Source organism: Paranoxybacillus vitaminiphilus, assembly GCF_003259935.1.
GTDB lineage: Bacteria > Bacillota > Bacilli > Bacillales > Anoxybacillaceae > Paranoxybacillus > Paranoxybacillus vitaminiphilus.
On sequence record NZ_QLMH01000016.1, the window covers coordinates 29,299 to 52,008 of the forward strand.

Genomic DNA, 22,710 nt, shown 5'->3' on the forward strand with positions numbered 1-22,710 from the left:
CTCACTTAAGGAAGGAGAAAAAACCACCATGGCAAGAGAGTTCTCCTTAGAAAAAACTCGCAATATTGGTATCATGGCTCATATTGATGCCGGTAAAACGACAACGACTGAACGTATCCTTTTCTATACAGGGCGCGTTCACAAAATCGGTGAAGTTCATGAAGGCGCAGCTACAATGGACTGGATGGAGCAAGAGCAAGAACGTGGTATTACGATCACTTCTGCGGCAACAACTGCTCAATGGAAAGGTCACCGCATCAACATTATCGATACACCTGGACACGTAGACTTCACAGTTGAGGTTGAGCGTTCTTTACGTGTATTAGACGGTGCGGTAGCTGTACTTGATGCGCAATCCGGGGTAGAACCACAAACGGAAACAGTATGGCGCCAAGCGACTACATACGGCGTTCCGCGTATTGTATTCGTAAACAAAATGGATAAAATCGGCGCAGACTTTTTATACTCTGTAAAAACGCTTCATGATCGTTTGCAAGCGAATGCGCATCCGGTTCAATTACCGATCGGTGCGGAAGATCAATTCACAGGAATTATCGACTTAGTTAAAATGACTGCTTACCAATATAACGATGATCTTGGTAAAGATATTCGAGAAATCGAAATTCCTGAAGATTATCGCGATATGGCAGAAGAATATCGCGGAAAACTAATTGAAGCGGTAGCAGAGCTTGACGAAGAATTAATGATGAAATATTTAGAAGGGGAAGAAATTACAGTAGAAGAGCTTAAAGCTGCGATTCGAAAAGCGACTGTTAGCGTTGAATTCTTCCCTGTATTTTGCGGTTCTGCGTTTAAAAACAAAGGCGTTCAGTTATTGCTTGATGGAGTTGTTGACTATTTACCTGCTCCAGTAGATATACCTGCTATTAAAGGTATCAATCCAAATACGGAAGAAGAAGTAGTTCGTGAATCTAGCGATGATGCTCCATTCGCAGCGTTAGCGTTCAAGATTATGTCTGACCCTTATGTTGGTAAATTAACATTCTTCCGCGTTTACTCAGGTACATTAGATTCTGGTTCATACGTTTTGAACTCTACAAAGCGCAAACGTGAACGTATCGGACGTATCCTGCAAATGCATGCGAACCATCGCGAAGAGATTTCCAAAGTGTACGCTGGTGATATCGCTGCGGCTGTAGGTTTAAAAGATACAACAACGGGCGATACTTTGTGTGATGAAAAACATCCTGTTATTTTAGAGTCCATGCAATTCCCAGAGCCAGTTATTCAAATTGCAATTGAACCAAAATCAAAAGCGGACCAAGATAAAATGGGTCAGGCTCTACAAAAATTACAAGAAGAAGACCCAACATTCCGCGCATGGACAGATCAAGAAACTGGTCAAACGATCATCGCGGGTATGGGTGAACTTCACCTCGATATCATCGTTGACCGTATGCGTCGCGAATTCAAAGTGGAAGCAAACGTTGGTGCTCCACAAGTAGCATATCGCGAAACATTCCGTAAGTCTGCACAAGTAGAAGGTAAATTTGTGCGTCAATCCGGTGGTCGCGGTCAATACGGTCACGTTTGGATCGAATTCTCTCCAAACGAAGAAGGAAAAGGCTTTGAATTCGAGAACGCAATCGTTGGTGGGGTTGTTCCAAAAGAATACATCCCAGCGATTCAAGCAGGTCTTGAAGATGCCATGCAAAACGGTGTTCTTGCTGGATACCCAGTTGTAGACATTAAAGCAAAACTATTTGATGGTTCTTACCACGATGTTGACTCAAGTGAAATGGCGTTCAAAATTGCTGCTTCCCTCGCTTTGAAAAATGCAGCAGCAAAATGTGATCCTGTATTGCTTGAGCCAATTATGAAAGTAGAAGTTGTCATCCCTGAAGAATATCTTGGAGATATTATGGGTGACATCACTTCCCGCCGCGGCCGTGTAGAAGGTATGGAAGCTCGCGGTAATGCACAAGTGGTACATGCAATGGTTCCACTTGCTGAAATGTTTGGATACGCAACTTCATTGCGTTCAAATACTCAAGGACGCGGAACATTCTCCATGGTATTTGACCACTATGAAGAAGTTCCTAAGAGCATTGCTGAAGAAATCATCAAAAAAAATAAAGGTGAATAATTGATTTTCTAGCATTGTTCAAGTATAAATACTTATGTAAGACTTGGAGGCGAAGATGCTTGCATGTTCGCCTCCAGGCATCCTATATTTTATATTATTGAGAAATTTATACTTAAGGAGGATATTTCTAATGGCTAAAGCGAAATTCGAACGCTCTAAACCACACGTTAACATTGGTACAATCGGCCACGTTGACCATGGTAAAACAACTTTAACAGCTGCTATTACAACAGTTCTTGCAAAACAAGGTAAAGCAGAAGCTCGTGCTTATGACCAAATCGACGCTGCTCCAGAAGAGCGTGAGCGCGGTATCACAATCTCAACTGCACACGTTGAGTATGAAACTGACGCTCGTCACTATGCACACGTTGACTGCCCAGGTCACGCGGACTACGTTAAAAACATGATCACGGGTGCTGCGCAAATGGACGGCGCGATCCTTGTAGTGTCTGCTGCTGACGGTCCAATGCCGCAAACTCGCGAGCACATTCTTTTATCTCGCCAAGTAGGTGTACCATACATCGTAGTATTCTTAAACAAATGCGATATGGTAGACGACGAAGAATTACTAGAGCTTGTTGAAATGGAAGTTCGTGACTTGTTATCTGAATACGACTTCCCTGGCGATGAAATTCCAGTTATCAAAGGTTCTGCGTTAAAAGCTCTTGAAGGTGACCCTGAATGGGAAGCAAAAATCATCGAGCTTATGAACGCTGTTGACGAGTACATTCCAACTCCACAACGTGAAGTTGATAAACCATTCATGATGCCAGTTGAGGACGTATTCTCAATCACTGGTCGCGGTACAGTTGCTACTGGTCGCGTTGAGCGCGGTACATTAAAAGTTGGTGACGCTGTAGAAATCATCGGTCTTTCTGATGAGCCAAAATCTACAACAGTTACTGGTGTAGAAATGTTCCGCAAGCTTCTTGACCAAGCTCAAGCTGGTGACAACATCGGTGCGCTTCTTCGTGGTGTATCTCGCGACGAAGTACAACGTGGTCAAGTACTTGCACAACCAGGTACAATCACACCACACACTAAATTCAAAGCGGAAGTTTACGTACTATCTAAAGAAGAAGGTGGACGTCATACTCCATTCTTCTCTAACTACCGTCCACAATTCTACTTCCGTACAACTGACGTAACAGGTATCATCACTCTTCCAGAAGGCGTAGAGATGGTAATGCCTGGCGACAACGTTGAAATGACAGTAGAATTAATCGCTCCAATCGCGATCGAAGAAGGTACAAAATTCTCAATCCGTGAAGGCGGCCGTACAGTAGGCGCTGGCGTTGTATCTTCTATCATCGAATAATCGACAGAAGCTTGAAAGAACAGGCTTGCTAAAGCAAGCCTGTTCTTTTTTCATTTAAAGATTTAAGAGGACAAGCACATTTTTGGGGATCTAAACAATCCATTTTTTAAAATAATGTATATGCAACAAAATTCTAATAATTTGTGAGAAGTTGAAATAGGTTTTTTTTGTATGTATAATATAAGAAGTGTTCAGCTATAAAAGAAATTGCTTGCAATTTACATTGGATATCTGTATAATATCTAATGTTGGTCTTTAACTGCGATGAAGTGGAAGGTTGCTGACACACCCGGCCGCTTTGCCATGGCGAGAGTGTGAGGAAATTTCCACGGAGAATGTCTATTTTTAAAATAGGCGAAGAAGGAGGGAAAATAATGGCAAAAGAAAAAATTCGTATCCGTTTAAAAGCTTACGATCATCGAATCCTTGATCAATCTGCTGAGAAAATCGTAGAAACAGCAAAACGTTCAGGTGCAACTGTGTCTGGACCGATCCCATTACCAACTGAAAGAACTGTTTATACGATTTTACGCGCTGTTCACAAATACAAAGACTCTCGTGAGCAATTTGAAATGCGTACTCACAAGCGCTTAATCGATATCGTAAACCCAACTCCACAAACAGTGGATTCTTTAATGCGTCTTGACTTACCGTCTGGTGTAGATATTGAAATTAAGCTTTAATTCAAAAATGAGTTTCATAGGAGGTGTGACGAATGACCAAAGGAATCTTAGGTAGAAAAATTGGCATGACGCAAGTATTCGCTGAAAATGGTGATTTAATTCCTGTAACGGTTATTGAAGCTAGCCCAAACATAGTTCTTCAAAAGAAAACGATCGAAAATGATGGCTATGAAGCAATTCAATTAGGCTTTGAAGATTTACGCGAAAAACTTGCTAATAAGCCTTTAAAAGGACATGTTGCTAAAGCGAATACTGCACCTAAGCGCTTCATTCGTGAAATCCGTGGAGTAAATCTTGCGGATTATGAAGTTGGTCAGGAAGTCAAAGTTGATATTTTCGCTGAAGGCGATATTGTTGATGTAACAGGAACTTCAAAAGGTAAAGGATTCCAAGGTGCAATCAAGCGCCATGGACAGTCTCGTGGACCTATGTCACACGGTTCTCGTTATCATCGTCGTCCTGGTTCAATGGGTCCGATTGCTCCAAACCGTGTATTCAAATCTAAAGAACTTCCAGGTCGCATGGGTGGAGAACGTGTAACAGTTCAAAACTTAAAAATCGTTAAAGTTGATGCAGAACGCAATTTAATCCTTGTAAAAGGCAATGTGCCTGGTCCGAAAAAAGGATTAGTGATCATTAAAAGTGCGGTTAAAGCGAAATAACTTCTTTAAGAAAGGAGGAATTATCCAATGCCAAAAGTAGCATTGTACAACCAAAACGGAGCAACTGTTGGTGAAATCGAATTAAACGATTCCGTATTTGGTATTGAGCCAAATAAGCATGTTTTATTTGAAGCTGTTATTATGCAACGTGCTTCCTTACGTCAAGGAACTCACAAAACAAAAAATCGTGCAGAGGTAAGCGGCGGTGGCCGTAAACCATGGCGCCAAAAAGGTACTGGACGCGCTCGTCACGGTTCTATTCGCTCTCCACAATGGCGCGGTGGTGGTACAGTATTTGGTCCGGTTCCACGCAGCTACAGCTACAAATTACCGAAAAAAGTACGTCGTTTAGCAATCAAATCAGCATTATCTTCAAAAGTTCTTGAAAATAACATTATCGTATTAGATAACTTAACCCTTGAAGCACCAAAAACAAAAGAAATGGTGAAAATCCTAAACAATCTTTCTGTTGATCGCAAAGCGTTAATCGTTACAGCTGATGTGAACGAAAATGTTACATTATCAGCACGCAACATTCCTGGAGTAACAGTTGTTACTGCAAACGGAATTAACGTTCTTGACGTGCTTAACCACGATAAGCTTGTGATCACGAAAGCTGCAGTGGAAAAAGTAGAGGAGGTGCTTGCATAATGAAAGATCCTCGCGATATTATTAAGCGCCCCGTCATTACTGAGCGTTCAACTGAATTAATGGCTGAGAAAAAATATACGTTTGAAGTTGACGTAAAAGCGAATAAAACAGAAGTAAAAGATGCAATTGAAGCGATCTTTGGCGTAAAAGTTGCAAAAGTAAACATCATGAACTACAAAGGTAAGTTCAAACGTGTAGGTCGCTACAGCGGTTTTACAAACCGTCGTCGCAAAGCGATTGTTACGTTAACGCCTGACAGCAAGGAAATCGAATTGTTTGAAGTGTAAGTTTAAAAGCGAAGGAGGGAAACCGACATGGCGATTAAAAAATATAAACCAACATCTAACGGTCGTCGTGGCATGACAGTTCTTGATTTCTCTGAAATCACAACTGATAAGCCGGAAAAATCTTTGCTTGTGCCTTTAAAGAAAAAAGGCGGTCGCAACAACCAAGGTAAGTTAACTGTGCGTCACCAAGGTGGCGGTCATAAGCGTCAATATCGTATCATTGACTTTAAGCGCGATAAAGATGGCATTCCAGGACGCGTTGCTACAATTGAATACGATCCAAACCGTTCTGCGAACATCGCGCTAATTCACTATTTAGATGGTGAAAAACGCTACATCATCGCACCTAAAAACTTAGAAGTTGGCATGGAAATCATGTCTGGTCCGGATGCGGACATTAAAATCGGTAACGCATTACCACTTGCAAACATTCCTGTTGGTACATTAGTACACAACATTGAATTAAAACCTGGTAAAGGTGGACAATTAGTACGTTCCGCAGGTACATCTGCACAAATTCTTGGTAAAGAAGGTAAATATGTACTTGTTCGTTTAGCGTCTGGCGAAGTTCGCATGATTTTAGGAACTTGCCGTGCAACAATTGGTCAAGTAGGTAACGAACAACATGAGCTTGTAAACATTGGTAAAGCGGGACGTGCTCGTTGGTTAGGAATTCGTCCAACAGTTCGCGGTTCTGTAATGAATCCAGTGGATCACCCACATGGTGGTGGTGAAGGTAAAGCACCTATCGGACGCAAATCACCAATGACTCCATGGGGTAAACCAACTCTTGGCTTCAAAACTCGCAAGAAGAAAAATAAATCTGATAAATTTATCGTACGTCGTCGTAAAAAATAACGGGGTTGAGCTACGGTTCAAAAGAACCGTAGAGCAATCACGAAGGGAGGTTCATTTATGGGTCGCAGCTTGAAAAAAGGTCCTTTCTGTGATGATCATTTAATGAAAAAAATTGAGAAGTTGAATGAAACTGGACAAAAGCAAGTGATTAAAACTTGGTCTCGTCGTTCAACAATTTTCCCTCAATTTATCGGTCATACAATTGCTGTATATGATGGCCGTAAACATGTGCCTGTATACATTACAGAGGATATGGTAGGACACAAGCTCGGTGAATTCGCGCCAACACGTACATTCAAAGGTCACGCTGGCGACGATAAGAAAACAAAACGTTAATGAGAGGAGGCTTTATTCATGAAAGCTAAAGCTGTTGCGAGAACAGTACGCATTGCTCCTCGTAAAGCTCGTTTAGTAATCGATTTAATTCGAGGAAAGCAAGTAGGTGAAGCAGTAGCTATTCTTCGCCACACTCCAAAAGCTGCTTCTCCAATCATTGAGAAAGTCTTGAAATCTGCTGTAGCGAACGCAGAGCATAACTATGAAATGGACGTTAACAAATTAGTTATTACAGAAGCATACGTTGATGAAGGTCCAACTTTAAAACGTTTCCGCCCTCGCGCTATGGGACGTGCAAGCGCAATTAACAAACGTACGAGCCATATTACAATTGTTGTTTCAGAAAAGAAGGAGGGATAATCAGTGGGTCAAAAGGTGAATCCAGTCGGTCTTCGCATCGGTATTATCCGTGATTGGGAATCAAGATGGTACGCTGAAAAAGATTACGCAGACCTCTTACATGAAGACCTAAAAATTCGTGAATACATTACGAAACGTTTAAGCGATGCTGCTGTTTCACGCATTGAAATTGAACGTGCAGCAAACCGTGTAAACATCACTATTCACACTGCAAAACCTGGTATGGTTATTGGTAAGGGCGGCACAGAAGTTGAAGCGCTTCGCAAAGCTCTTAATCAATTGACAGGTAAACGTGTTCATATCAACATTCTTGAGATTAAAAAGCCAGAATTAGATGCGAAATTAGTAGCGGAAAATATCGCTCGTCAAATCGAAAACCGCGTATCATTCCGCCGTGCACAAAAACAAGCAATTCAACGCACTATGCGCGCTGGTGCATTAGGAATTAAAACAATGGTATCTGGTCGTCTAGGCGGTGCTGATATCGCTCGTTCTGAACATTATAGCGAAGGAACAGTTCCACTCCACACATTGCGTGCTGACATCGATTATGCAACAGCGGAAGCTGATACAACTTACGGAAAAATCGGTGTCAAAGTATGGATTTATCGTGGAGAGGTCCTTCCTACTAAAAAGAAAACTGAGGAAGGAGGAAATTAATCATGTTAATGCCAAAACGCGTAAAATATCGTCGTGAACATCGCGGACGCATGAAAGGTCGTGCGAAAGGCGGTACGGAAGTACATTTTGGTGAATACGGTTTACAAGCTTTAGAAGCTTCTTGGATTACAAACCGTCAAATTGAAGCTGCTCGTCGTGCGATGACTCGTTATATGAGACGTGGCGGTAAAGTTTGGATTAAAATTTTCCCTTCAAAACCTTATACTGCAAAACCTTTAGAAGTGCGCATGGGTTCCGGTAAGGGTGCACCTGAAGGTTGGGTAGCGGTAGTTAAACCTGGAAAAGTAATGTTTGAAGTTGCAGGTGTTTCTGAAGAAGTAGCACGTGAAGCATTGCGTCTCGCTTCTCATAAACTTCCTGTAAAATGTAAGTTTGTAAAACGTGAAGAAATTGGTGGTGAATCTAATGAAAGCTAAAGAAATTCGTGAACTTACCACTGCCGAAATTGAACAAAAAATTAAAGCTTTAAAAGAAGAGTTATTCAACCTTCGTTTCCAATTAGCAACTGGTCAATTGGAAAACACTGCACGTATTCGTGAAGTTCGTAAAGCAATCGCTCGCATGAAAACAATTATTCGCGAAAGAGAGATCGCTGCTAATAAATAAAAGCTTGAGAGGAGGTTCGCGGAATGAGTGAACGCAATAAACGTAAAGTATACGTTGGTCGTGTTGTATCCGACAAAATGGATAAAACGATCACTGTTCTTGTAGAAACTTACAAAAAGCATCCTCTATATGGAAAGCGCGTAAAGTACTCTAAAAAATACAAAGCTCATGATGAAAACAATGTAGCGAAAGTTGGCGATATCGTTAAAATCATGGAAACTCGTCCGCTTTCTGCGACAAAGCGTTTCCGTTTAGTTGAAGTGGTGGAGAAAGCTGTTATTATCTAACTATTGTTCGGAACGGTTATATAATTCCGAAGGGAGGTCTCGTAAATGATTCAACAAGAATCTCGTATGAAAGTTGCTGATAACTCAGGTGCACGTGAAGTGCTTGTTATTAAAGTATTAGGTGGCTCTGGTCGTCGTTATGCAAACATCGGCGATGTTGTAGTGGCAACCGTTAAAGAAGCAACACCAGGTGGCGTTGTTAAAAAAGGTCAAGTTGTGAAAGCAGTTGTTGTCCGCACAAAACGCGGCGTACGTCGTACAGATGGTTCTTACATTCGCTTTGACGAGAACGCCTGCGTCATCATTCGTGATGATAAGAGTCCACGTGGAACTCGTATTTTTGGACCAGTTGCGCGTGAATTGCGTGAAAAAGATTTTATGAAAATCGTTTCTCTAGCTCCAGAAGTTATTTAATGAAAAGGAACAGCCTTTTAAGGGAGGTGCGATTCAAATGCATGTAAAAAAAGGTGACAAAGTACAAGTAATCTCTGGTAAAGATAAAGGAAAACAAGGCGTTGTTCTTGCCGCATTCCCTAAGAAAAACCGAGTGCTTGTAGAAGGTGTAAACATCGTTAAAAAACACGTGAAGCCATCTCAAGCAAATCCTCAAGGCGGTATCATTAGCACAGAGGCACCTATTCATGTATCAAACGTAATGCCTTTAGATCCTAAAACAGGAGAACCAACTCGTGTAGGATATAAAATTGTAGATGGTAAAAAAGTACGTTATGCGAAAAAATCTGGTGAGATTTTAGATAAATAATCGTGATGTCGGAAGGGAGGTACTTACATGAACCGCCTAAAAGAAAAGTTCTTAAAAGAAGTTACTCCTGCTCTTATGAGCAAGTTTAACTATAAATCTGTAATGCAAGTTCCAAAAATCGAAAAAATCGTCATCAACATGGGTGTTGGTGATGCTGTACAAAATCCAAAAGCATTAGATAGCGCTGTTGAAGAGTTAGCATTAATTTCTGGTCAAAAACCAGTTGTCACTCGCGCGAAAAAATCAATTGCTGGTTTCCGTCTTCGTGAAGGTATGCCAATTGGTGCGAAAGTTACATTACGTGGAGAGCGCATGTACGAATTCCTAGATAAATTAATCTCTGTATCTCTTCCACGCGTTCGTGACTTCCGTGGCGTATCTAAAAAGTCGTTTGATGGTCGCGGTAACTATACATTAGGTATTAAAGAGCAATTAATTTTCCCTGAAATTGATTACGATAAAGTAAATAAAGTGCGCGGTATGGATATTGTAATCGTTACAACAGCAAAAACTGACGAAGAAGCTCGTGAGTTACTAACTTTACTTGGTATGCCATTCCAAAAATAATGGATCCCAATCGCAAAAAGAGGGAGGCGAAAACGTGGCTAAAAAATCAATGATTGCGAAACAAAAACGTACGCCAAAGTTTAAAGTGCAAGCGTACACTCGTTGTGAACGTTGCGGACGTCCGCATTCTGTGTACCGCAAATTTAAACTTTGCCGTATTTGTTTCCGTGAATTAGCTTACAAAGGTCAAATTCCTGGTGTTAAAAAAGCAAGTTGGTAATCAACCCGTGAATTGGGAAGGAGGTAAAAATAATGGTGATGACAGATCCAATTGCAGATATGCTTACTCGCATTCGTAATGCGAACATGGTACGTCACGAGAAACTTGAAGTTCCTGCTTCTAAAATAAAAAGGGAAATCGCAGAAATTTTAAAACGCGAAGGTTTCATTCGTGATGTAGAATACATTGAAGACAACAAACAAGGTATCCTCCGTATCTTCTTAAAATACGGTCCAAATAATGAACGTGTTATTACTGGTCTTAAACGTATCAGCAAACCTGGTTTGCGTGTTTACGCAAAAGCGCATGAAGTGCCTCGCGTACTTAACGGTTTAGGCATTGCAATTCTTTCTACGTCTCAAGGTATTTTAACAGATAAAGAAGCACGTCAAAAAGGAACTGGCGGCGAAGTATTGGCATACATCTGGTAATTAGTCTCTTTAAGAATGGAGGTGTAACATATGTCACGTGTTGGTAAAAAACCAATTGAAATTCCAGCTGGTGTAACAGTTACAGTAAACGGCAACACAGTTACAGTAAAAGGACCGAAAGGCGAGCTTACTCGCACTTTCCATCCTGATATGACAATTAAATTAGAAGATAACGTTTTAACGGTTTCCCGCCCAAGCGATGAAAAAGAGCATCGTGCTCTTCACGGGACAACTCGCAGCCTTTTAGCAAACATGATTGAAGGAGTTTCTAAAGGGTACGAGAAAAACCTTGAATTAGTCGGTGTCGGTTATCGTGCATCTAAACAAGGTAAAAAACTTGTACTTAGCGTTGGCTACTCTCATCCTGTTGAAATCGAGCCAGAAGAAGGTCTTGAAATCGAAGTTCCTTCTCAAACAAAAATCGTTGTTAAAGGTGCGGACAAACAACGTGTTGGTGAATTAGCTGCTAACATTCGTGCAGTACGTGCTCCAGAACCTTATAAAGGAAAAGGTATCCGTTACGAAGGTGAAGTTGTACGTCTCAAAGAAGGTAAAACGGGTAAATAATGCTGCTTAGGTAAATGAAAGGAGTGACATAAATGATCACTAAGCTTGATAAAAATGCAGTTCGCAAAAAAAGACATGCACGTGTTCGTAAAAAAGTGTTCGGAACTGCTGAACGTCCGCGTTTAAATGTGTTCCGTTCTAACAAACACATTTACGCTCAAGTCATTGATGATGTGAAAGCAGTAACGCTTGTGAGCGCTTCTACATTAGATAAAGAATTTAACTTAGAGTCAACTGGCAATATTGAAGCAGCAAAAAAAGTTGGCGAATTAGTTGCAAAACGCGCATTAGAGAAAGGTATTAAATCTGTTGTATTCGACCGTGGCGGATATTTATATCATGGACGTGTAAAAGCTCTTGCTGACGCTGCTCGTGAAGCTGGTTTAGAATTCTAATAATAAAGGAGGGACAGAGATGCGTCGCATTGATCCAAGCAAACTTGAACTTGAAGAACGCGTTGTTGCCGTTAACCGCGTAGCAAAAGTAGTAAAAGGTGGGCGTCGTTTCCGTTTCGCTGCTTTAGTTGTTGTTGGTGACAAGAACGGCCATGTTGGATTCGGAACTGGAAAGGCTCAAGAGGTTCCAGATGCTATTCGTAAAGCAATTGAGGACGCTAAGAAAAACTTAATCACTGTACCAATTGTTGGCACAACCATTCCTCATGAAGTAATCGGTCATTTTGGTGCAGGTGAAATTATCTTGAAGCCTGCTTCTGAAGGTACAGGAGTTATCGCTGGTGGTCCTGCACGTGCTGTATTGGAGTTAGCAGGTATTAGCGACATCTTATCAAAATCAATTGGTTCTAACACACCAATCAACATGGTACGGGCAACAATTGACGGTTTAAAACAATTAAAACGTGCTGAAGACGTAGCGAAGTTACGCGGTAAAACAGTTGAGGAACTGTTAGGATAAGGAGGGAAATGAAATGGCGAAAAAATTAGCAATCACCCTCACTCGTAGCGTTATCGGTCGTCCTGAAGATCAACGTATCACTGTAAAAACGTTAGGATTAAGAAAGTTACATCAAACAGTTATTCATAACGATAATCCAGCAATCCGCGGAATGGTTAATAAAGTTTCTCACCTTGTAAAAGTGGAAGAAGTAGAAGAGTAATCGATATTCTTAACTAAGGAGGTGCCTCGCGATGAAACTTCATGAATTACAACCAGCACCGGGTTCTCGTAAAGAACGCAATCGTGTTGGTCGTGGTATCGGTTCTGGTAACGGTAAAACTTCTGGAAGAGGTCAAAAAGGTCAAAAAGCTCGCTCTGGCGGCGGTGTAAGAATTGGCTTTGAAGGAGGTCAAACTCCTTTATTCCGTCGTCTTCCAAAACGCGGTTTCACAAACATCAACCGCAAAGAATATGCGATTGTTAACCTTGACGCGCTTAACCGTTTTGAAGACGGCACAGAAGTAACACCTGAACTTTTACTTGAAACAGGTGTTGTCAGCAAGCTAAAAGCTGGCGTGAAGATTTTAGGTAACGGTCAAATCGAGAAAAAATTAACAGTAAAAGCACATAAATTCTCCTCTGCTGCAAAAGAAGCAATTGAAGCTGCTGGCGGTAAAACTGAGGTGATTTAATGTTTCAAACAATCTCCAATTTTATGCGCGTGGGTGATATAAGAAAAAAAATTATTTTCACCCTTCTTATGCTCATTGTTTTTCGTATCGGTACATTTATTCCCGTACCGAACGTTAACACCGATGTGTTAAAGCTCCAAGATCAAGTGAATGTATTTGGCGTTTTAAATACATTCGGTGGAGGAGCTCTACAAAACTTCTCTATTTTTGCGATGGGAGTTATGCCTTACATTACAGCATCCATCATTGTACAACTGTTACAGATGGATGTTGTTCCTAAATTTACGGAATGGTCTAAACAAGGAGAAGTTGGACGGCGTAAATTAGCTCAGTTTACCCGCTATTTTACGATTGTGCTTGGTTTTATTCAAGCATTTGGTATGTCTTACGGCTTCAATAATCTCGTAGGTGGATTATTAATAAAAAACCCTGGAATACCAACATATTTGCTAATTGCAACTGTGTTAACTGCAGGTACAGCATTTTTAATGTGGTTGGGAGAACAAATTACTGCTAAAGGTGTCGGAAACGGTATTTCCGTTCTTATCTTTGCAGGAATTGTTTCAGGCATCCCATCTACTCTTAACCAAATTTACGCACAGCAATTTGAAAATGCTGGCGAAGATTTGTTCTTAAGGATTGTTACAGTGCTTCTCATTGCGTTGGCTGTTATTGCAGTCATCGTCGGAGTTATTTATATGCAACAAGCGCTTCGGAAAATTCCGATTCAATATGCAAAGCGTTTAGAAGGACGTAGCTCAGTGGGTGGTCACTCTACTCATTTACCGCTTAAAGTAAATCCGGCAGGTGTTATTCCTGTTATCTTTGCGGTATCGTTTATTATTACTCCACCGACAATTGCATCGTTTTTCGGCTCTAATGATGTAACATTGTGGATTAGGAAAACATTTGATTATACACAACCAGTTGGTATGATTATATATGTGGCTTTAATTATTGCCTTTACGTATTTCTATGCATTTGTTCAAGTCAACCCGGAACAAATGGCGGAGAACTTAAAGAAGCAAGGTGGTTACATTCCAGGTATACGTCCAGGAAGAAATACGCAAGAGTATGTAACAAAAGTTCTTTATCGACTCACGTTTGTTGGTTCATTATTCTTAGCAGCAATCGCTGTTCTTCCTGTCTTCTTTATTAAATTTGCTGAACTGCCGCCTTCTGCTCAAATTGGGGGAACAAGCTTGCTTATCGTTGTCGGTGTTGCACTTGAAACGATGAAACAGCTTGAGAGTCAATTAGTAAAACGTCATTATAAAGGATTTATTAAGTAAGAGGTTTTGGGAATATTTATTCCCTTTACCTCATATAGAGCTGAGGGGGAACAATGATGAATTTAGTATTGATGGGGTTACCGGGTGCAGGAAAAGGTACTCAAGCGGAAAAAATTGTAGAGAAATATGGAATTCCCCATATTTCTACAGGTGATATGTTTCGCGCTGCGATTAAGGAAGGTACAGCGTTAGGATTGGAAGCTAAGTCATATATGGACCGAGGAGATCTTGTGCCTGATGAAGTGACAATCGGAATCGTTCGTGAACGCTTAAGCAAAGACGATTGTCAAAAAGGATTTTTGCTTGATGGGTTTCCACGAACAGTAACTCAAGCGGAGGCACTTGAAAATATTCTTGCTGAACTTAACCGCTCTATTGATTATGTTATCAACATCGATGTTGATAAAGATATTTTAATGGAGCGTTTAACGGGAAGACGTATTTGCAAAAATTGTGGTGCGACATATCATTTAGTGTTTAATCCGTCTGCTCAACCAGGTGTTTGCGACAAATGCGGCGGTGAGCTTTATCAACGCGCTGATGATAATGAAGAAACAGTGGCAAACCGTCTTGAGGTGAACTTAAAGCAAGCGAAACCATTGCTTGATTTTTATCAAGAAAAAGGCTACTTGCGCAATATTAACGGTCAGCAAGAAATCGATAAAGTATTCGAAGATATTAGCGAATTGCTCGGGGGCTTACAATAATGATTATTTGCAAAACCCCACGTGAAATTGAAATTATGCGTGAAGCTGGACGAATTGTCGCTTTAACTCATCAAGAATTAAAAAAGCACATTCAACCAGGAATTACAACGAAGGAGCTTGACCATATTGCTGAAAAAGTCATCCGCCAATATGGTGCTATTCCTTCCTTCAAAGGATATAATGGATTTCCTGGAAGTATTTGTGCTTCTGTGAACGAAGAATTGGTTCACGGTATTCCCGGTGACCGAGTATTAAAGGAAGGCGACATTATCAGCATTGATATTGGAGCTAAATATAACGGTTATCATGGTGATTCTGCCTGGACATACGCGGTCGGTAAAATTGCCGAAGAAACACAAAAGCTTCTTGAAGTAACAGAACAGTCGTTGTACAAGGGATTACAAGAAGCGAAACCAGGTGCTCGTCTATCTAATATTTCTCATGCTATTCAAACATACGTAGAGGCGCATAATTTTTCGATCGTCCGTGAGTATGTTGGGCATGGAATTGGTCAAGACTTACATGAGGACCCGCAAATTCCGCATTATGGTCCACCTAATAAAGGACCTAGACTGAGACCTGGAATGGTTTTATGCATCGAGCCGATGGTAAATGCGGGAAGCCGCTATGTACGGACACTTGAAGATAATTGGACAGTTGTTACAGTGGACGGTAAAATGTGTGCGCATTTTGAGCATACGATCGCTATCACCGAGACCGGTTATGAAATTTTGACGACCCTTTAATAGAAGGTGAGATGGTTGCCAAGAAAATGCTCACCGTGCCAAGTGGGGCAAATTGTGCAAATTACGCGCGGTCGTGATGCGGGACAGTATGCAGTAATCATTGATGTTATAGATGAACGCTTTGTCCTTCTTGCAGATGGAAGTAGACGTAAATTTGATTTTCCAAAGCGAAAAAATGTACAGCACATTCAGTTGCTTGATTACATTTCTTTGGAAGTTCAAAACAGCATTATGGAAACTGGTCGTGTGACAAACGGCAAATTGCGTTATGCATTAACGAAATTTGTCAATGAATATGTTACAAAGAAGGGAGAGCCGTTCAATGGCGAAGGACGATGTAATTGAAGTGGAAGGTACTGTTGTTGAAACGTTGCCAAATGCGATGTTTCGTGTAGAACTTGAAAATGGGCATACGGTTTTAGCGCATGTTTCTGGTAAAATTCGGATGCACTTCATTCGTATTTTACCTGGAGACAAAGTTACGGTAGAATTATCTCCGTATGATTTAACTCGTGGTAGAATTACGTATCGCTATAAATAATCAACACTCCGGACTAACAAGGAGGTAAGAACATGAAGGTCAGACCATCTGTTAAACCAATCTGCGAAAAATGCAAAGTTATTCGTAGAAGAGGAAAAGTAATGGTTATTTGCGAAAATCCAAAACATAAACAAAAACAAGGGTAATTTTTAAGGAGGTGTATGTAACATGGCACGTATTGCAGGTGTAGATATTCCTCGTGATAAACGTGTAGTTATTTCTTTAACATATATCTATGGTATCGGAAAACCAACTGCGCAAAAAATCTTAGCGGAAGCAGGTGTTTCTGAAGACACTCGCGTTCGTGATTTAACAGAGGAAGAATTAGGAAAAATCCGCGAGATTGTTGATCGTCTAAAAGTTGAAGGAGATCTTCGTCGCGAAGTATCTTTAAACATTAAACGTTTAATGGAGATCGGCTGCTATCGTGGTCTTCGTCATCGCCGCGGTTTACCAGTTCGCGGTCAAAATACGAAAAACAATGCTCGTACACGCAAAGGTCCACGCCGCACTGTAGCTAACAAGAAAAAATAATTGAGAAAAGGAGGTAAATGAACTAATGGCACGTAAAACAAATACACGTAAACGCCGCGTGAAAAAGAATATTGAATCTGGTATTGCTCACATTCGCTCTACATTCAACAACACAATCGTAACAATTACTGACGTTCATGGTAACGCAATTGCTTGGTCAAGTGCTGGTGCGTTAGGTTTTAAAGGTTCTCGCAAATCAACTCCATTCGCTGCGCAAATGGCTGCAGAAGCTGCTGCAAAAGCTTCTATGGAGCATGGCATGAAAACTGTTGAAGTAAACGTAAAAGGACCTGGCGCTGGTCGTGAAGCTGCTATCCGTGCGCTTCAAGCTGCTGGACTAGAAATTACATCGATTAAAGACGTTACTCCTGTACCACATAACGGATGCCGTCCGCCAAAACGTCGCCGTGTTTAATTTCTCTGTATAGAATTCGTATCCTTGTCAATAATGGGATATGATATATAAATTCTTGCAGAGAACATTAAACCAGTTGTTGTGCACATTCGGGAACTTATTCATGGGGGAATTTCGATTAGGCGCTTATCGTTTGATCGGGGTTTCGACGTTTTGAAGGAGGGTTATATAATGATTGAAATCGAAAAACCAAAAATCGAAACGGTTGAAATCAGCGAAGATGCCACATATGGCAAATTCGTCGTTGAACCGCTTGAGCGTGGATATGGTACAACTTTGGGTAACTCCTTACGTCGTATCCTATTATCCTCACTCCCTGGTGCCGCTGTAACATCTGTGCAAATAGATGGTGTATTGCATGAATTTTCAACAATTGAAGGCGTCGTAGAAGATGTAACAACAATTATTTTAAACCTTAAGAAACTTGCGTTAAAAATTTACTCTGACGAAGAAAAGACGCTCGAAATTGATGTACAGGGCGAAGGAGTTGTCACGGCTGCAGATATTACTCACGACAGCGATGTAGAAATTCTCAACCCAGACCTTCATATTGCTACGCTAGCAGAAGGCGGCCATTTGCGCATGAGAATGACTGCGAAGCGCGGACGTGGGTATGTTCCAGCTGATGCAAATAAACGCGAGGATCAGCCAATAGGTGTTATCCCTATCGATTCTATTTATACACCGGTATCACGCGTATCTTACCAAGTGGAAAATACACGTGTCGGTCAAGTGACAAACTATGATAAATTAACAATCGACGTATGGACAGATGGCAGCATCGGTCCAAAAGAAGCGATTGCACTTGGTGCGAAAATTTTAACAGAGCATTTAAATATTTTCGTTGGTCTTACTGATGAGGCGCAAAATGCGGAAATTATGGTAGAAAAAGAAGAAGACCAGAAAGAAAAAGTGCTGGAAATGACGATTGAAGAACTGGATCTTTCTGTACGTTCATATAACTGCTTAAAACGCGCCGGCATTAATACAGTTCAAGAGCTCGCTCAAAAAACGGAAGAAGATATGATGAAAGTGCGTAACCTAGGACGGAAATCTCTCGAAGAAGTAAAAGCGAAGCTAGAAGAGTTAGGTTTAGGATTACGCAAAGATGACTAGTTAACTTTTTGATTAACTAGGCATTTTCATGTTACAAGTCATTTAATAATAAAGGAGGGACATCTTATGTCTTACAGAAAATTAGGACGTACGAGCGCTCAACGCAAAGCGTTACTTCGTGACTTAGTTACTGATTTAATCATTAATGAGCGCATTGAAACTACTGAAGCTCGTGCAAAAGAATTGCGTTCAGTAGTAGAGAAAATGATTACGTTAGGCAAACGTGGCGACTTACATGCTCGCCGTCAAGCAGCTGCTTTCGTTCGCAAAGAAGTAGCAAATACAGAAACAGGCCAAGACGCAATCCAAAAATTATTCAGTGACATTGCACCACGTTATCAAGATCGTCAAGGCGGTTACACTCGCATTATGAAACTTGGCCAACGCCGTGGCGATGGTGCTCCAATGGTCATTATTGAGTTAGTTTAATAGCAACACTATAAGGGCGAGACAGTTTAATCAAACTGGATCTATGCCCTTTTTTTTATTTCTCTTTTTCGCTAACTATAGTAGAGTAGAGAATAGAAAGCGAAGAGTTGAGAGGAGGTCAGTTATGAGAGAGATTGCTGTATCAGTCGAGAACGTTTCTTTTAAATATCCGAATGAAGCCAACTATGCTGTCAAAAATGTCAGCTTCTACGTTCAAGAAGGCGAATGGTTGGCCATTGTTGGGCATAATGGCTCTGGAAAATCGACAATTGCTAAATTATTGAATGGCTTATTGAGACCGGAAAGCGGTGTCATCAAAATATTTAGTACAGAGTTAAATGAGACGACGATTTGGGAGATTCGCAAGCGGGTTGGAATGGTATTTCAAAACCCGGATAATCAATTTGTTGGTACTACCGTTCAGGACGACGTTGCTTTTGGACTTGAGAATAACGGTGTTCCTCGCGACGAGATGGTGGAAAGAGTGGATGAAGCGATTCGACTCGTGAAAATGGAAGAGTTTTTAGAACAAGAACCGCACCATCTTTCCGGCGGACAAAAGCAAAGAGTAGCGATTGCCGGTATTATTGCTTTACAGCCCGATATTATTATTTTAGATGAAGCTACATCCATGCTTGATCCGAAAGGGCGTAATGAAGTGCTGGAAACGGTGAGAGATTTAAAGAAGAAACAAAAGATCACCGTGATTTCGATTACGCATGACCTTGAGGAAGTAGTAAAAGCAGACAGGGTTATCGTAATGAACAAGGGCGAAGTTTTGACTCAAGGGACACCAGAAGAAATATTTTTATTAGGAGAACAACTTGAGAAAATTGGGTTAGATCTTCCTTTTACTGTAAAACTTAGCAATGAGTTAAAGGGAGCGGGTTTCCCATTGACTACGGATCATTTAACTGCAGAGGGGTTGGTGGAAGAGTTATGGACATTGTATTCAAAGATGTAGAGCATCGGTATCATACCAACACCCCTTTTGAACGACGGGCATTATATAATATGAATTTATCGATTGCCAGCGGTTCTTACGTTGCTATCATTGGTCATACCGGCTCGGGGAAATCAACACTTTTACAGCATCTCAATGGTTTACTCCAACCAACAAACGGCACAGTGCATATTGGTGATCAAATCATTACAAATGCCAAAAAACCAAAACACTTAAAACCGTTACGCAAGAAAGTAGGAATCGTGTTCCAATTTCCAGAGCATCAGCTTTTTGAGGAAACGGTAGAAAAGGATATTTGTTTCGGCCCTGTGAATTTCGGAATTCCAGAAGAACAGGCGAAAAAAATGGCAAGAGAATTGCTTCCATTAGTAGGTCTTCCTGAAGAAGTGTTAACAAAGTCGCCTTTTGAGTTAAGCGGGGGGCAAATGAGGAGAGTAGCCATTGCCGGAGTGCTTGCGATGGAACCGGAAGTCATTGTATTAGATGAGCCGACAGCCGGCTTAGATCCACAGGGACGAAAAGAAATTATGGAAATGTTTTACCGCTTACATCAAGAGAAGAAGTTAACAACGATTTTAGTTACTCATAGTATGGAAGATGCAGCAAAATATGCCGATGAAATTGTTGTCATGCACCGAGGTACTGTAGTGAAAACGGGAACTCCTAAAGAAATTTTCCGTGAGCCAAATACTTTGTTGGAAATAGGGTTAGATGTGCCAGAGACGATTTTATTCCAGAAGAAATTGGAAGAAAAGTTTGGGGTAACCATCGACTCTCCATGTTTAACGATGGAAGAAATTGTTGAAGAAGCGAAAAAGCTATTTGCCAAGGTGAGGAAAAATGATGAATAGTATGATTATCGGTAAATATGTTCCTGGTACATCGATTGTTCATCGAATGGATCCGCGTTCGAAATTAATCATGGTCTTTTTCTATGTCTTTATCGTTTTTTTAGCGAATAATGTTGAAACTTATGCCGTTTTAATGATTTTTACTTTTAGTCTCATATTATTGTCTCGTATTCCGCTTTCTTTCATCATCAGAGGCTTGAAACCGATTTTTTTGGTCATTTTATTTACATTTTTGCTTCATTTATTCATGACGAAAGAAGGGGAACTATTGTATAGACTGGGATGGTTTGAAATTTATGAACAGGGTGTCAAACAAGGTGTTTTTATTTCCCTTCGCTTTCTGTCATTAATTATTGTAACGACGTTGCTGACATTAACGACGACGCCAATTGAAGTCACAGACGGAGTAGAAAGTCTCCTCTCACCATTAAAAAAATTCAACATGCCGATACATGAGTTAGCGCTGATGATGTCGATTTCTTTGCGTTTTATCCCAACATTAATGGAGGAGACCGATAAAATTATGAAAGCTCAGACTGCCCGAGGAGTCGATTTCTCAGGCGGCTCTTTTCAGGAAAGAATAAAAGCGATTGTGTCGCTGCTTGTTCCATTGTTTATCAACTCTTTTAAGCGGGCTGAGGAATTAGCTACTGCTATGGAAGCGCGCGGATATCGTGGGGGAGAAGGAAGAACGAAATTTCGTTTATTAACGTGGAAAACTGCCGATACTGCGTTAATAGTTTCACTCATTTTATTGGCAATCATATTGTTTATACTACGGTCATAATGGGGAATGAACGATGCAAAGGTTGAAATGTACAATTGCTTATGATGGAACGAACTTTGCCGGCTATCAAATTCAACCGAATAAGCGCACAGTGCAAGGTGAATTGGAACGTGCTTTAGCAACGATGCATAAAGGACAGTCCATTCGTGTTTTCGCATCTGGAAGAACCGATGCGGGAGTTCATGCGCATGGGCAGGTTGTTCATTTTGATTCTCCAATGACGATTCCGGGGGCCGGATGGTTAAAAGCATTGAACGCTTTGCTGCCAGACGATATTGTTGTTAAAGAAGTCGAGAAAGTAGATTCCTCGTTTCACGCTCGATTCAGCGCTGCGTCTAAAGAGTATCGCTATAAAGTAAGAATTGCAAAAGAAAAGGATGTGTTCTCCCGTAACTATGCTTTTCATTTTCCATATCCGCTTAACTATGATGCAATGAAGGAAGCATTGCAATTTGTTGTTGGGACACATGATTTCACAAGTTTTTGTTCGGCAAAAACGGAGACAGAAGATAAAGTGCGCACGATTTACGAAGCTGATTTTGTTATCTCAGACAGCGAGCTAATATTTAAATTCGTGGGAAATGGTTTTCTTTATAATATGGTGCGTATTCTTGTCGGAACGATGCTTGATGTTGGACAAGGAAAGATTCATCCAGCCGACATTCCTGCAATCATAAAAGGGAAGGATCGCCGTTTAGCGGGCAAAACAGCCCCTAGTCATGGTTTATATTTATGGAAAGTTTATTATGACAACTAATCCAGGTGTAACATTTTCTTGACATTGGTATTTTAAAGAGATATTATATCATATGGTATGTATTTTAACCCCACGATTAGCCCCGGAAAATAATCGTGTTGAAATAAATATAACCCATTCGTTTCATTTTTTATTTTAGGAGGGAAAACAATGCGTACAACTTACATGGCGAAGCCAAATGAAGTAGAACGTAAATGGTACGTTGTTGACGCTGCAGGCAAAACGTTAGGTCGTCTTGCAAGCGAAGTTGCTGCAATTTTACGCGGTAAACACAAACCAACTTTCACACCACATGTTGATACTGGTGATCACGTAATCATCATTAATGCTGAGAAAATTGAGTTGACTGGTAAAAAATTAACTGACAAATTATACTATCGCCACAGCTTACATCCAGGCGGATTAAAAGTAAGAACAGCGCTTGAAATGCGTACGAACTATCCAGAAAAAATGCTTGAGCGAGCAGTTCGCGGCATGCTTCCAAAGGGTCGCCTTGGCCGTCAAATGTTTAAAAAATTACATGTTTACAGAGGAAGCGAACATCCACATCAAGCACAAAAACCAGAAGTTTACGAACTTCGCGGATAATCTATTAAGG

General features: G+C 40.8%; 38 protein-coding genes. All 38 read left to right on the plus strand.

The window, feature by feature from the left end:
- Positions 1-28 precede the first annotated feature (28 nt).
- Positions 29-2,107 (plus strand): elongation factor G, encoded by a 2,079-nt coding sequence (gene fusA / locus B0I26_RS14370; protein ID WP_111646116.1) that lies wholly within the window; start codon positions 29-31, stop codon positions 2,105-2,107.
- A 130-nt stretch (positions 2,108-2,237) separates the two neighbouring features.
- A complete protein-coding gene (gene tuf, locus B0I26_RS14375; RefSeq protein ID WP_111646117.1) occupies positions 2,238-3,425 on the plus strand; it encodes an elongation factor Tu in 1,188 nt (395 codons plus the stop codon).
- Between the two features lie 374 nt (positions 3,426-3,799).
- On the plus strand, positions 3,800-4,108 hold the full coding sequence (rpsJ, locus tag B0I26_RS14380) for a 30S ribosomal protein S10 (RefSeq protein ID WP_009361489.1): 309 nt from the start codon (positions 3,800-3,802) through the stop codon (positions 4,106-4,108).
- 32 nt (positions 4,109-4,140) lie between these two features.
- On the plus strand, positions 4,141-4,770 hold the full coding sequence (gene rplC / locus B0I26_RS14385; RefSeq protein WP_111646118.1) for a 50S ribosomal protein L3: 630 nt from the start codon (positions 4,141-4,143) through the stop codon (positions 4,768-4,770).
- Positions 4,771-4,797: 27 nt separating this feature from the next.
- Complete coding sequence (rplD, locus tag B0I26_RS14390) at positions 4,798-5,421, plus strand: 50S ribosomal protein L4 (protein WP_111646119.1); 624 nt, start codon at positions 4,798-4,800, stop codon at positions 5,419-5,421.
- The gene (rplW, locus tag B0I26_RS14395) at positions 5,421-5,708 is read left to right on the plus strand and encodes a 50S ribosomal protein L23 (RefSeq protein WP_111646120.1); all 288 of its coding nucleotides are present in this window, start codon (positions 5,421-5,423) and stop codon (positions 5,706-5,708) included. The genes rplD and rplW overlap by 1 nt, the downstream gene beginning before the upstream one ends.
- 27 nt (positions 5,709-5,735) lie before the next feature.
- Positions 5,736-6,566 carry a 50S ribosomal protein L2 gene (rplB, locus tag B0I26_RS14400; RefSeq protein ID WP_111646121.1) on the plus strand — a complete coding sequence of 277 codons (831 nt, stop codon included), beginning with the start codon at positions 5,736-5,738 and terminating at the stop codon, positions 6,564-6,566.
- A 57-nt stretch (positions 6,567-6,623) separates the two neighbouring features.
- Complete coding sequence (gene rpsS / locus B0I26_RS14405) at positions 6,624-6,902, plus strand: 30S ribosomal protein S19 (protein WP_044895196.1); 279 nt, start codon at positions 6,624-6,626, stop codon at positions 6,900-6,902.
- An 18-nt stretch (positions 6,903-6,920) separates the two neighbouring features.
- Complete coding sequence (gene rplV / locus B0I26_RS14410) at positions 6,921-7,262, plus strand: 50S ribosomal protein L22 (RefSeq protein ID WP_044895197.1); 342 nt, start codon at positions 6,921-6,923, stop codon at positions 7,260-7,262.
- 3 nt (positions 7,263-7,265) lie between these two features.
- Positions 7,266-7,922: a 30S ribosomal protein S3 gene (gene rpsC / locus B0I26_RS14415; protein WP_111646122.1), complete on the plus strand. Its 657-nt coding sequence runs from the start codon at positions 7,266-7,268 to the stop codon at positions 7,920-7,922.
- 2 nt (positions 7,923-7,924) lie between these two features.
- A complete protein-coding gene (gene rplP, locus B0I26_RS14420) occupies positions 7,925-8,359 on the plus strand; it encodes a 50S ribosomal protein L16 (RefSeq protein ID WP_111646123.1) in 435 nt (144 codons plus the stop codon).
- The gene (rpmC, locus tag B0I26_RS14425; protein WP_111646124.1) at positions 8,349-8,549 is read left to right on the plus strand and encodes a 50S ribosomal protein L29; all 201 of its coding nucleotides are present in this window, start codon (positions 8,349-8,351) and stop codon (positions 8,547-8,549) included. Before rplP ends, rpmC begins: the two co-directional genes overlap by 11 nt.
- A gap of 23 nt (positions 8,550-8,572) precedes the next feature.
- Positions 8,573-8,836: a 30S ribosomal protein S17 gene (gene rpsQ / locus B0I26_RS14430; RefSeq protein ID WP_111646125.1), complete on the plus strand. Its 264-nt coding sequence runs from the start codon at positions 8,573-8,575 to the stop codon at positions 8,834-8,836.
- A gap of 45 nt (positions 8,837-8,881) precedes the next feature.
- The gene (rplN, locus tag B0I26_RS14435; RefSeq protein ID WP_111646126.1) at positions 8,882-9,250 is read left to right on the plus strand and encodes a 50S ribosomal protein L14; all 369 of its coding nucleotides are present in this window, start codon (positions 8,882-8,884) and stop codon (positions 9,248-9,250) included.
- A 37-nt stretch (positions 9,251-9,287) separates the two neighbouring features.
- Positions 9,288-9,599 carry a 50S ribosomal protein L24 gene (gene rplX, locus B0I26_RS14440; protein WP_111646127.1) on the plus strand — a complete coding sequence of 104 codons (312 nt, stop codon included), beginning with the start codon at positions 9,288-9,290 and terminating at the stop codon, positions 9,597-9,599.
- A 27-nt stretch (positions 9,600-9,626) separates the two neighbouring features.
- Positions 9,627-10,166 carry a 50S ribosomal protein L5 gene (rplE, locus tag B0I26_RS14445; protein ID WP_044895204.1) on the plus strand — a complete coding sequence of 180 codons (540 nt, stop codon included), beginning with the start codon at positions 9,627-9,629 and terminating at the stop codon, positions 10,164-10,166.
- A 34-nt stretch (positions 10,167-10,200) separates the two neighbouring features.
- A complete protein-coding gene (rpsN, locus tag B0I26_RS14450) occupies positions 10,201-10,386 on the plus strand; it encodes a 30S ribosomal protein S14 (RefSeq protein WP_003397678.1) in 186 nt (61 codons plus the stop codon).
- Positions 10,387-10,418: 32 nt separating this feature from the next.
- Entirely contained in the window at positions 10,419-10,817 is a 399-nt protein-coding gene (gene rpsH / locus B0I26_RS14455; protein WP_111646128.1) for a 30S ribosomal protein S8, read from the plus strand.
- Positions 10,818-10,847: 30 nt separating this feature from the next.
- Positions 10,848-11,384 (plus strand): 50S ribosomal protein L6, encoded by a 537-nt coding sequence (gene rplF, locus B0I26_RS14460; protein ID WP_111646129.1) that lies wholly within the window; start codon positions 10,848-10,850, stop codon positions 11,382-11,384.
- Between the two features lie 32 nt (positions 11,385-11,416).
- Positions 11,417-11,779, plus strand: a complete 363-nt coding sequence (rplR, locus tag B0I26_RS14465; RefSeq protein WP_111646130.1) for a 50S ribosomal protein L18 — start codon at positions 11,417-11,419, stop codon at positions 11,777-11,779.
- A gap of 19 nt (positions 11,780-11,798) precedes the next feature.
- Positions 11,799-12,299, plus strand: coding sequence for a 30S ribosomal protein S5 (rpsE, locus tag B0I26_RS14470; protein ID WP_111646131.1), 501 nt, complete (start codon positions 11,799-11,801; stop codon positions 12,297-12,299).
- 13 nt (positions 12,300-12,312) lie between these two features.
- Entirely contained in the window at positions 12,313-12,501 is a 189-nt protein-coding gene (rpmD, locus tag B0I26_RS14475) for a 50S ribosomal protein L30 (RefSeq protein ID WP_111646132.1), read from the plus strand.
- A gap of 31 nt (positions 12,502-12,532) precedes the next feature.
- The gene (gene rplO / locus B0I26_RS14480) at positions 12,533-12,973 is read left to right on the plus strand and encodes a 50S ribosomal protein L15 (RefSeq protein WP_111646133.1); all 441 of its coding nucleotides are present in this window, start codon (positions 12,533-12,535) and stop codon (positions 12,971-12,973) included.
- Positions 12,973-14,265 (plus strand): preprotein translocase subunit SecY, encoded by a 1,293-nt coding sequence (gene secY / locus B0I26_RS14485; RefSeq protein ID WP_111646134.1) that lies wholly within the window; start codon positions 12,973-12,975, stop codon positions 14,263-14,265. Before rplO ends, secY begins: the two co-directional genes overlap by 1 nt.
- A gap of 56 nt (positions 14,266-14,321) precedes the next feature.
- Positions 14,322-14,972 carry an adenylate kinase gene (locus B0I26_RS14490; protein WP_111646135.1) on the plus strand — a complete coding sequence of 217 codons (651 nt, stop codon included), beginning with the start codon at positions 14,322-14,324 and terminating at the stop codon, positions 14,970-14,972.
- Entirely contained in the window at positions 14,972-15,718 is a 747-nt protein-coding gene (gene map, locus B0I26_RS14495; RefSeq protein ID WP_111646136.1) for a type I methionyl aminopeptidase, read from the plus strand. The genes B0I26_RS14490 and map overlap by 1 nt, the downstream gene beginning before the upstream one ends.
- 15 nt (positions 15,719-15,733) lie before the next feature.
- Positions 15,734-16,063, plus strand: a complete 330-nt coding sequence (locus B0I26_RS14500; RefSeq protein ID WP_111646137.1) for a KOW domain-containing RNA-binding protein — start codon at positions 15,734-15,736, stop codon at positions 16,061-16,063.
- The gene (gene infA / locus B0I26_RS14505; protein ID WP_003247618.1) at positions 16,041-16,259 is read left to right on the plus strand and encodes a translation initiation factor IF-1; all 219 of its coding nucleotides are present in this window, start codon (positions 16,041-16,043) and stop codon (positions 16,257-16,259) included. The genes B0I26_RS14500 and infA overlap by 23 nt, the downstream gene beginning before the upstream one ends.
- Positions 16,260-16,291: 32 nt before the next feature.
- On the plus strand, positions 16,292-16,405 hold the full coding sequence (gene rpmJ, locus B0I26_RS14510; RefSeq protein WP_000868344.1) for a 50S ribosomal protein L36: 114 nt from the start codon (positions 16,292-16,294) through the stop codon (positions 16,403-16,405).
- A 22-nt stretch (positions 16,406-16,427) separates the two neighbouring features.
- A complete protein-coding gene (rpsM, locus tag B0I26_RS14515; protein ID WP_044895215.1) occupies positions 16,428-16,793 on the plus strand; it encodes a 30S ribosomal protein S13 in 366 nt (121 codons plus the stop codon).
- 25 nt (positions 16,794-16,818) lie between these two features.
- A complete protein-coding gene (gene rpsK, locus B0I26_RS14520) occupies positions 16,819-17,208 on the plus strand; it encodes a 30S ribosomal protein S11 (protein WP_111646138.1) in 390 nt (129 codons plus the stop codon).
- 171 nt (positions 17,209-17,379) lie between these two features.
- Positions 17,380-18,324 (plus strand): DNA-directed RNA polymerase subunit alpha, encoded by a 945-nt coding sequence (locus B0I26_RS14525; RefSeq protein ID WP_111646139.1) that lies wholly within the window; start codon positions 17,380-17,382, stop codon positions 18,322-18,324.
- 66 nt (positions 18,325-18,390) lie between these two features.
- On the plus strand, positions 18,391-18,753 hold the full coding sequence (rplQ, locus tag B0I26_RS14530; RefSeq protein ID WP_111646140.1) for a 50S ribosomal protein L17: 363 nt from the start codon (positions 18,391-18,393) through the stop codon (positions 18,751-18,753).
- Positions 18,754-18,877: 124 nt separating this feature from the next.
- A complete protein-coding gene (locus B0I26_RS14535) occupies positions 18,878-19,717 on the plus strand; it encodes an energy-coupling factor ABC transporter ATP-binding protein (RefSeq protein WP_111646141.1) in 840 nt (279 codons plus the stop codon).
- A complete protein-coding gene (locus tag B0I26_RS14540; protein WP_111646142.1) occupies positions 19,693-20,568 on the plus strand; it encodes an energy-coupling factor ABC transporter ATP-binding protein in 876 nt (291 codons plus the stop codon). Before B0I26_RS14535 ends, B0I26_RS14540 begins: the two co-directional genes overlap by 25 nt.
- On the plus strand, positions 20,558-21,355 hold the full coding sequence (locus B0I26_RS14545) for an energy-coupling factor transporter transmembrane component T family protein (RefSeq protein WP_181502917.1): 798 nt from the start codon (positions 20,558-20,560) through the stop codon (positions 21,353-21,355). Before B0I26_RS14540 ends, B0I26_RS14545 begins: the two co-directional genes overlap by 11 nt.
- Before the next feature lie 13 nt (positions 21,356-21,368).
- The gene (truA, locus tag B0I26_RS14550) at positions 21,369-22,112 is read left to right on the plus strand and encodes a tRNA pseudouridine(38-40) synthase TruA (RefSeq protein ID WP_111646143.1); all 744 of its coding nucleotides are present in this window, start codon (positions 21,369-21,371) and stop codon (positions 22,110-22,112) included.
- A gap of 150 nt (positions 22,113-22,262) precedes the next feature.
- Positions 22,263-22,700, plus strand: a complete 438-nt coding sequence (gene rplM, locus B0I26_RS14555) for a 50S ribosomal protein L13 (protein WP_111646144.1) — start codon at positions 22,263-22,265, stop codon at positions 22,698-22,700.
- The last annotated feature ends 10 nt before the right edge of the window (positions 22,701-22,710 follow it).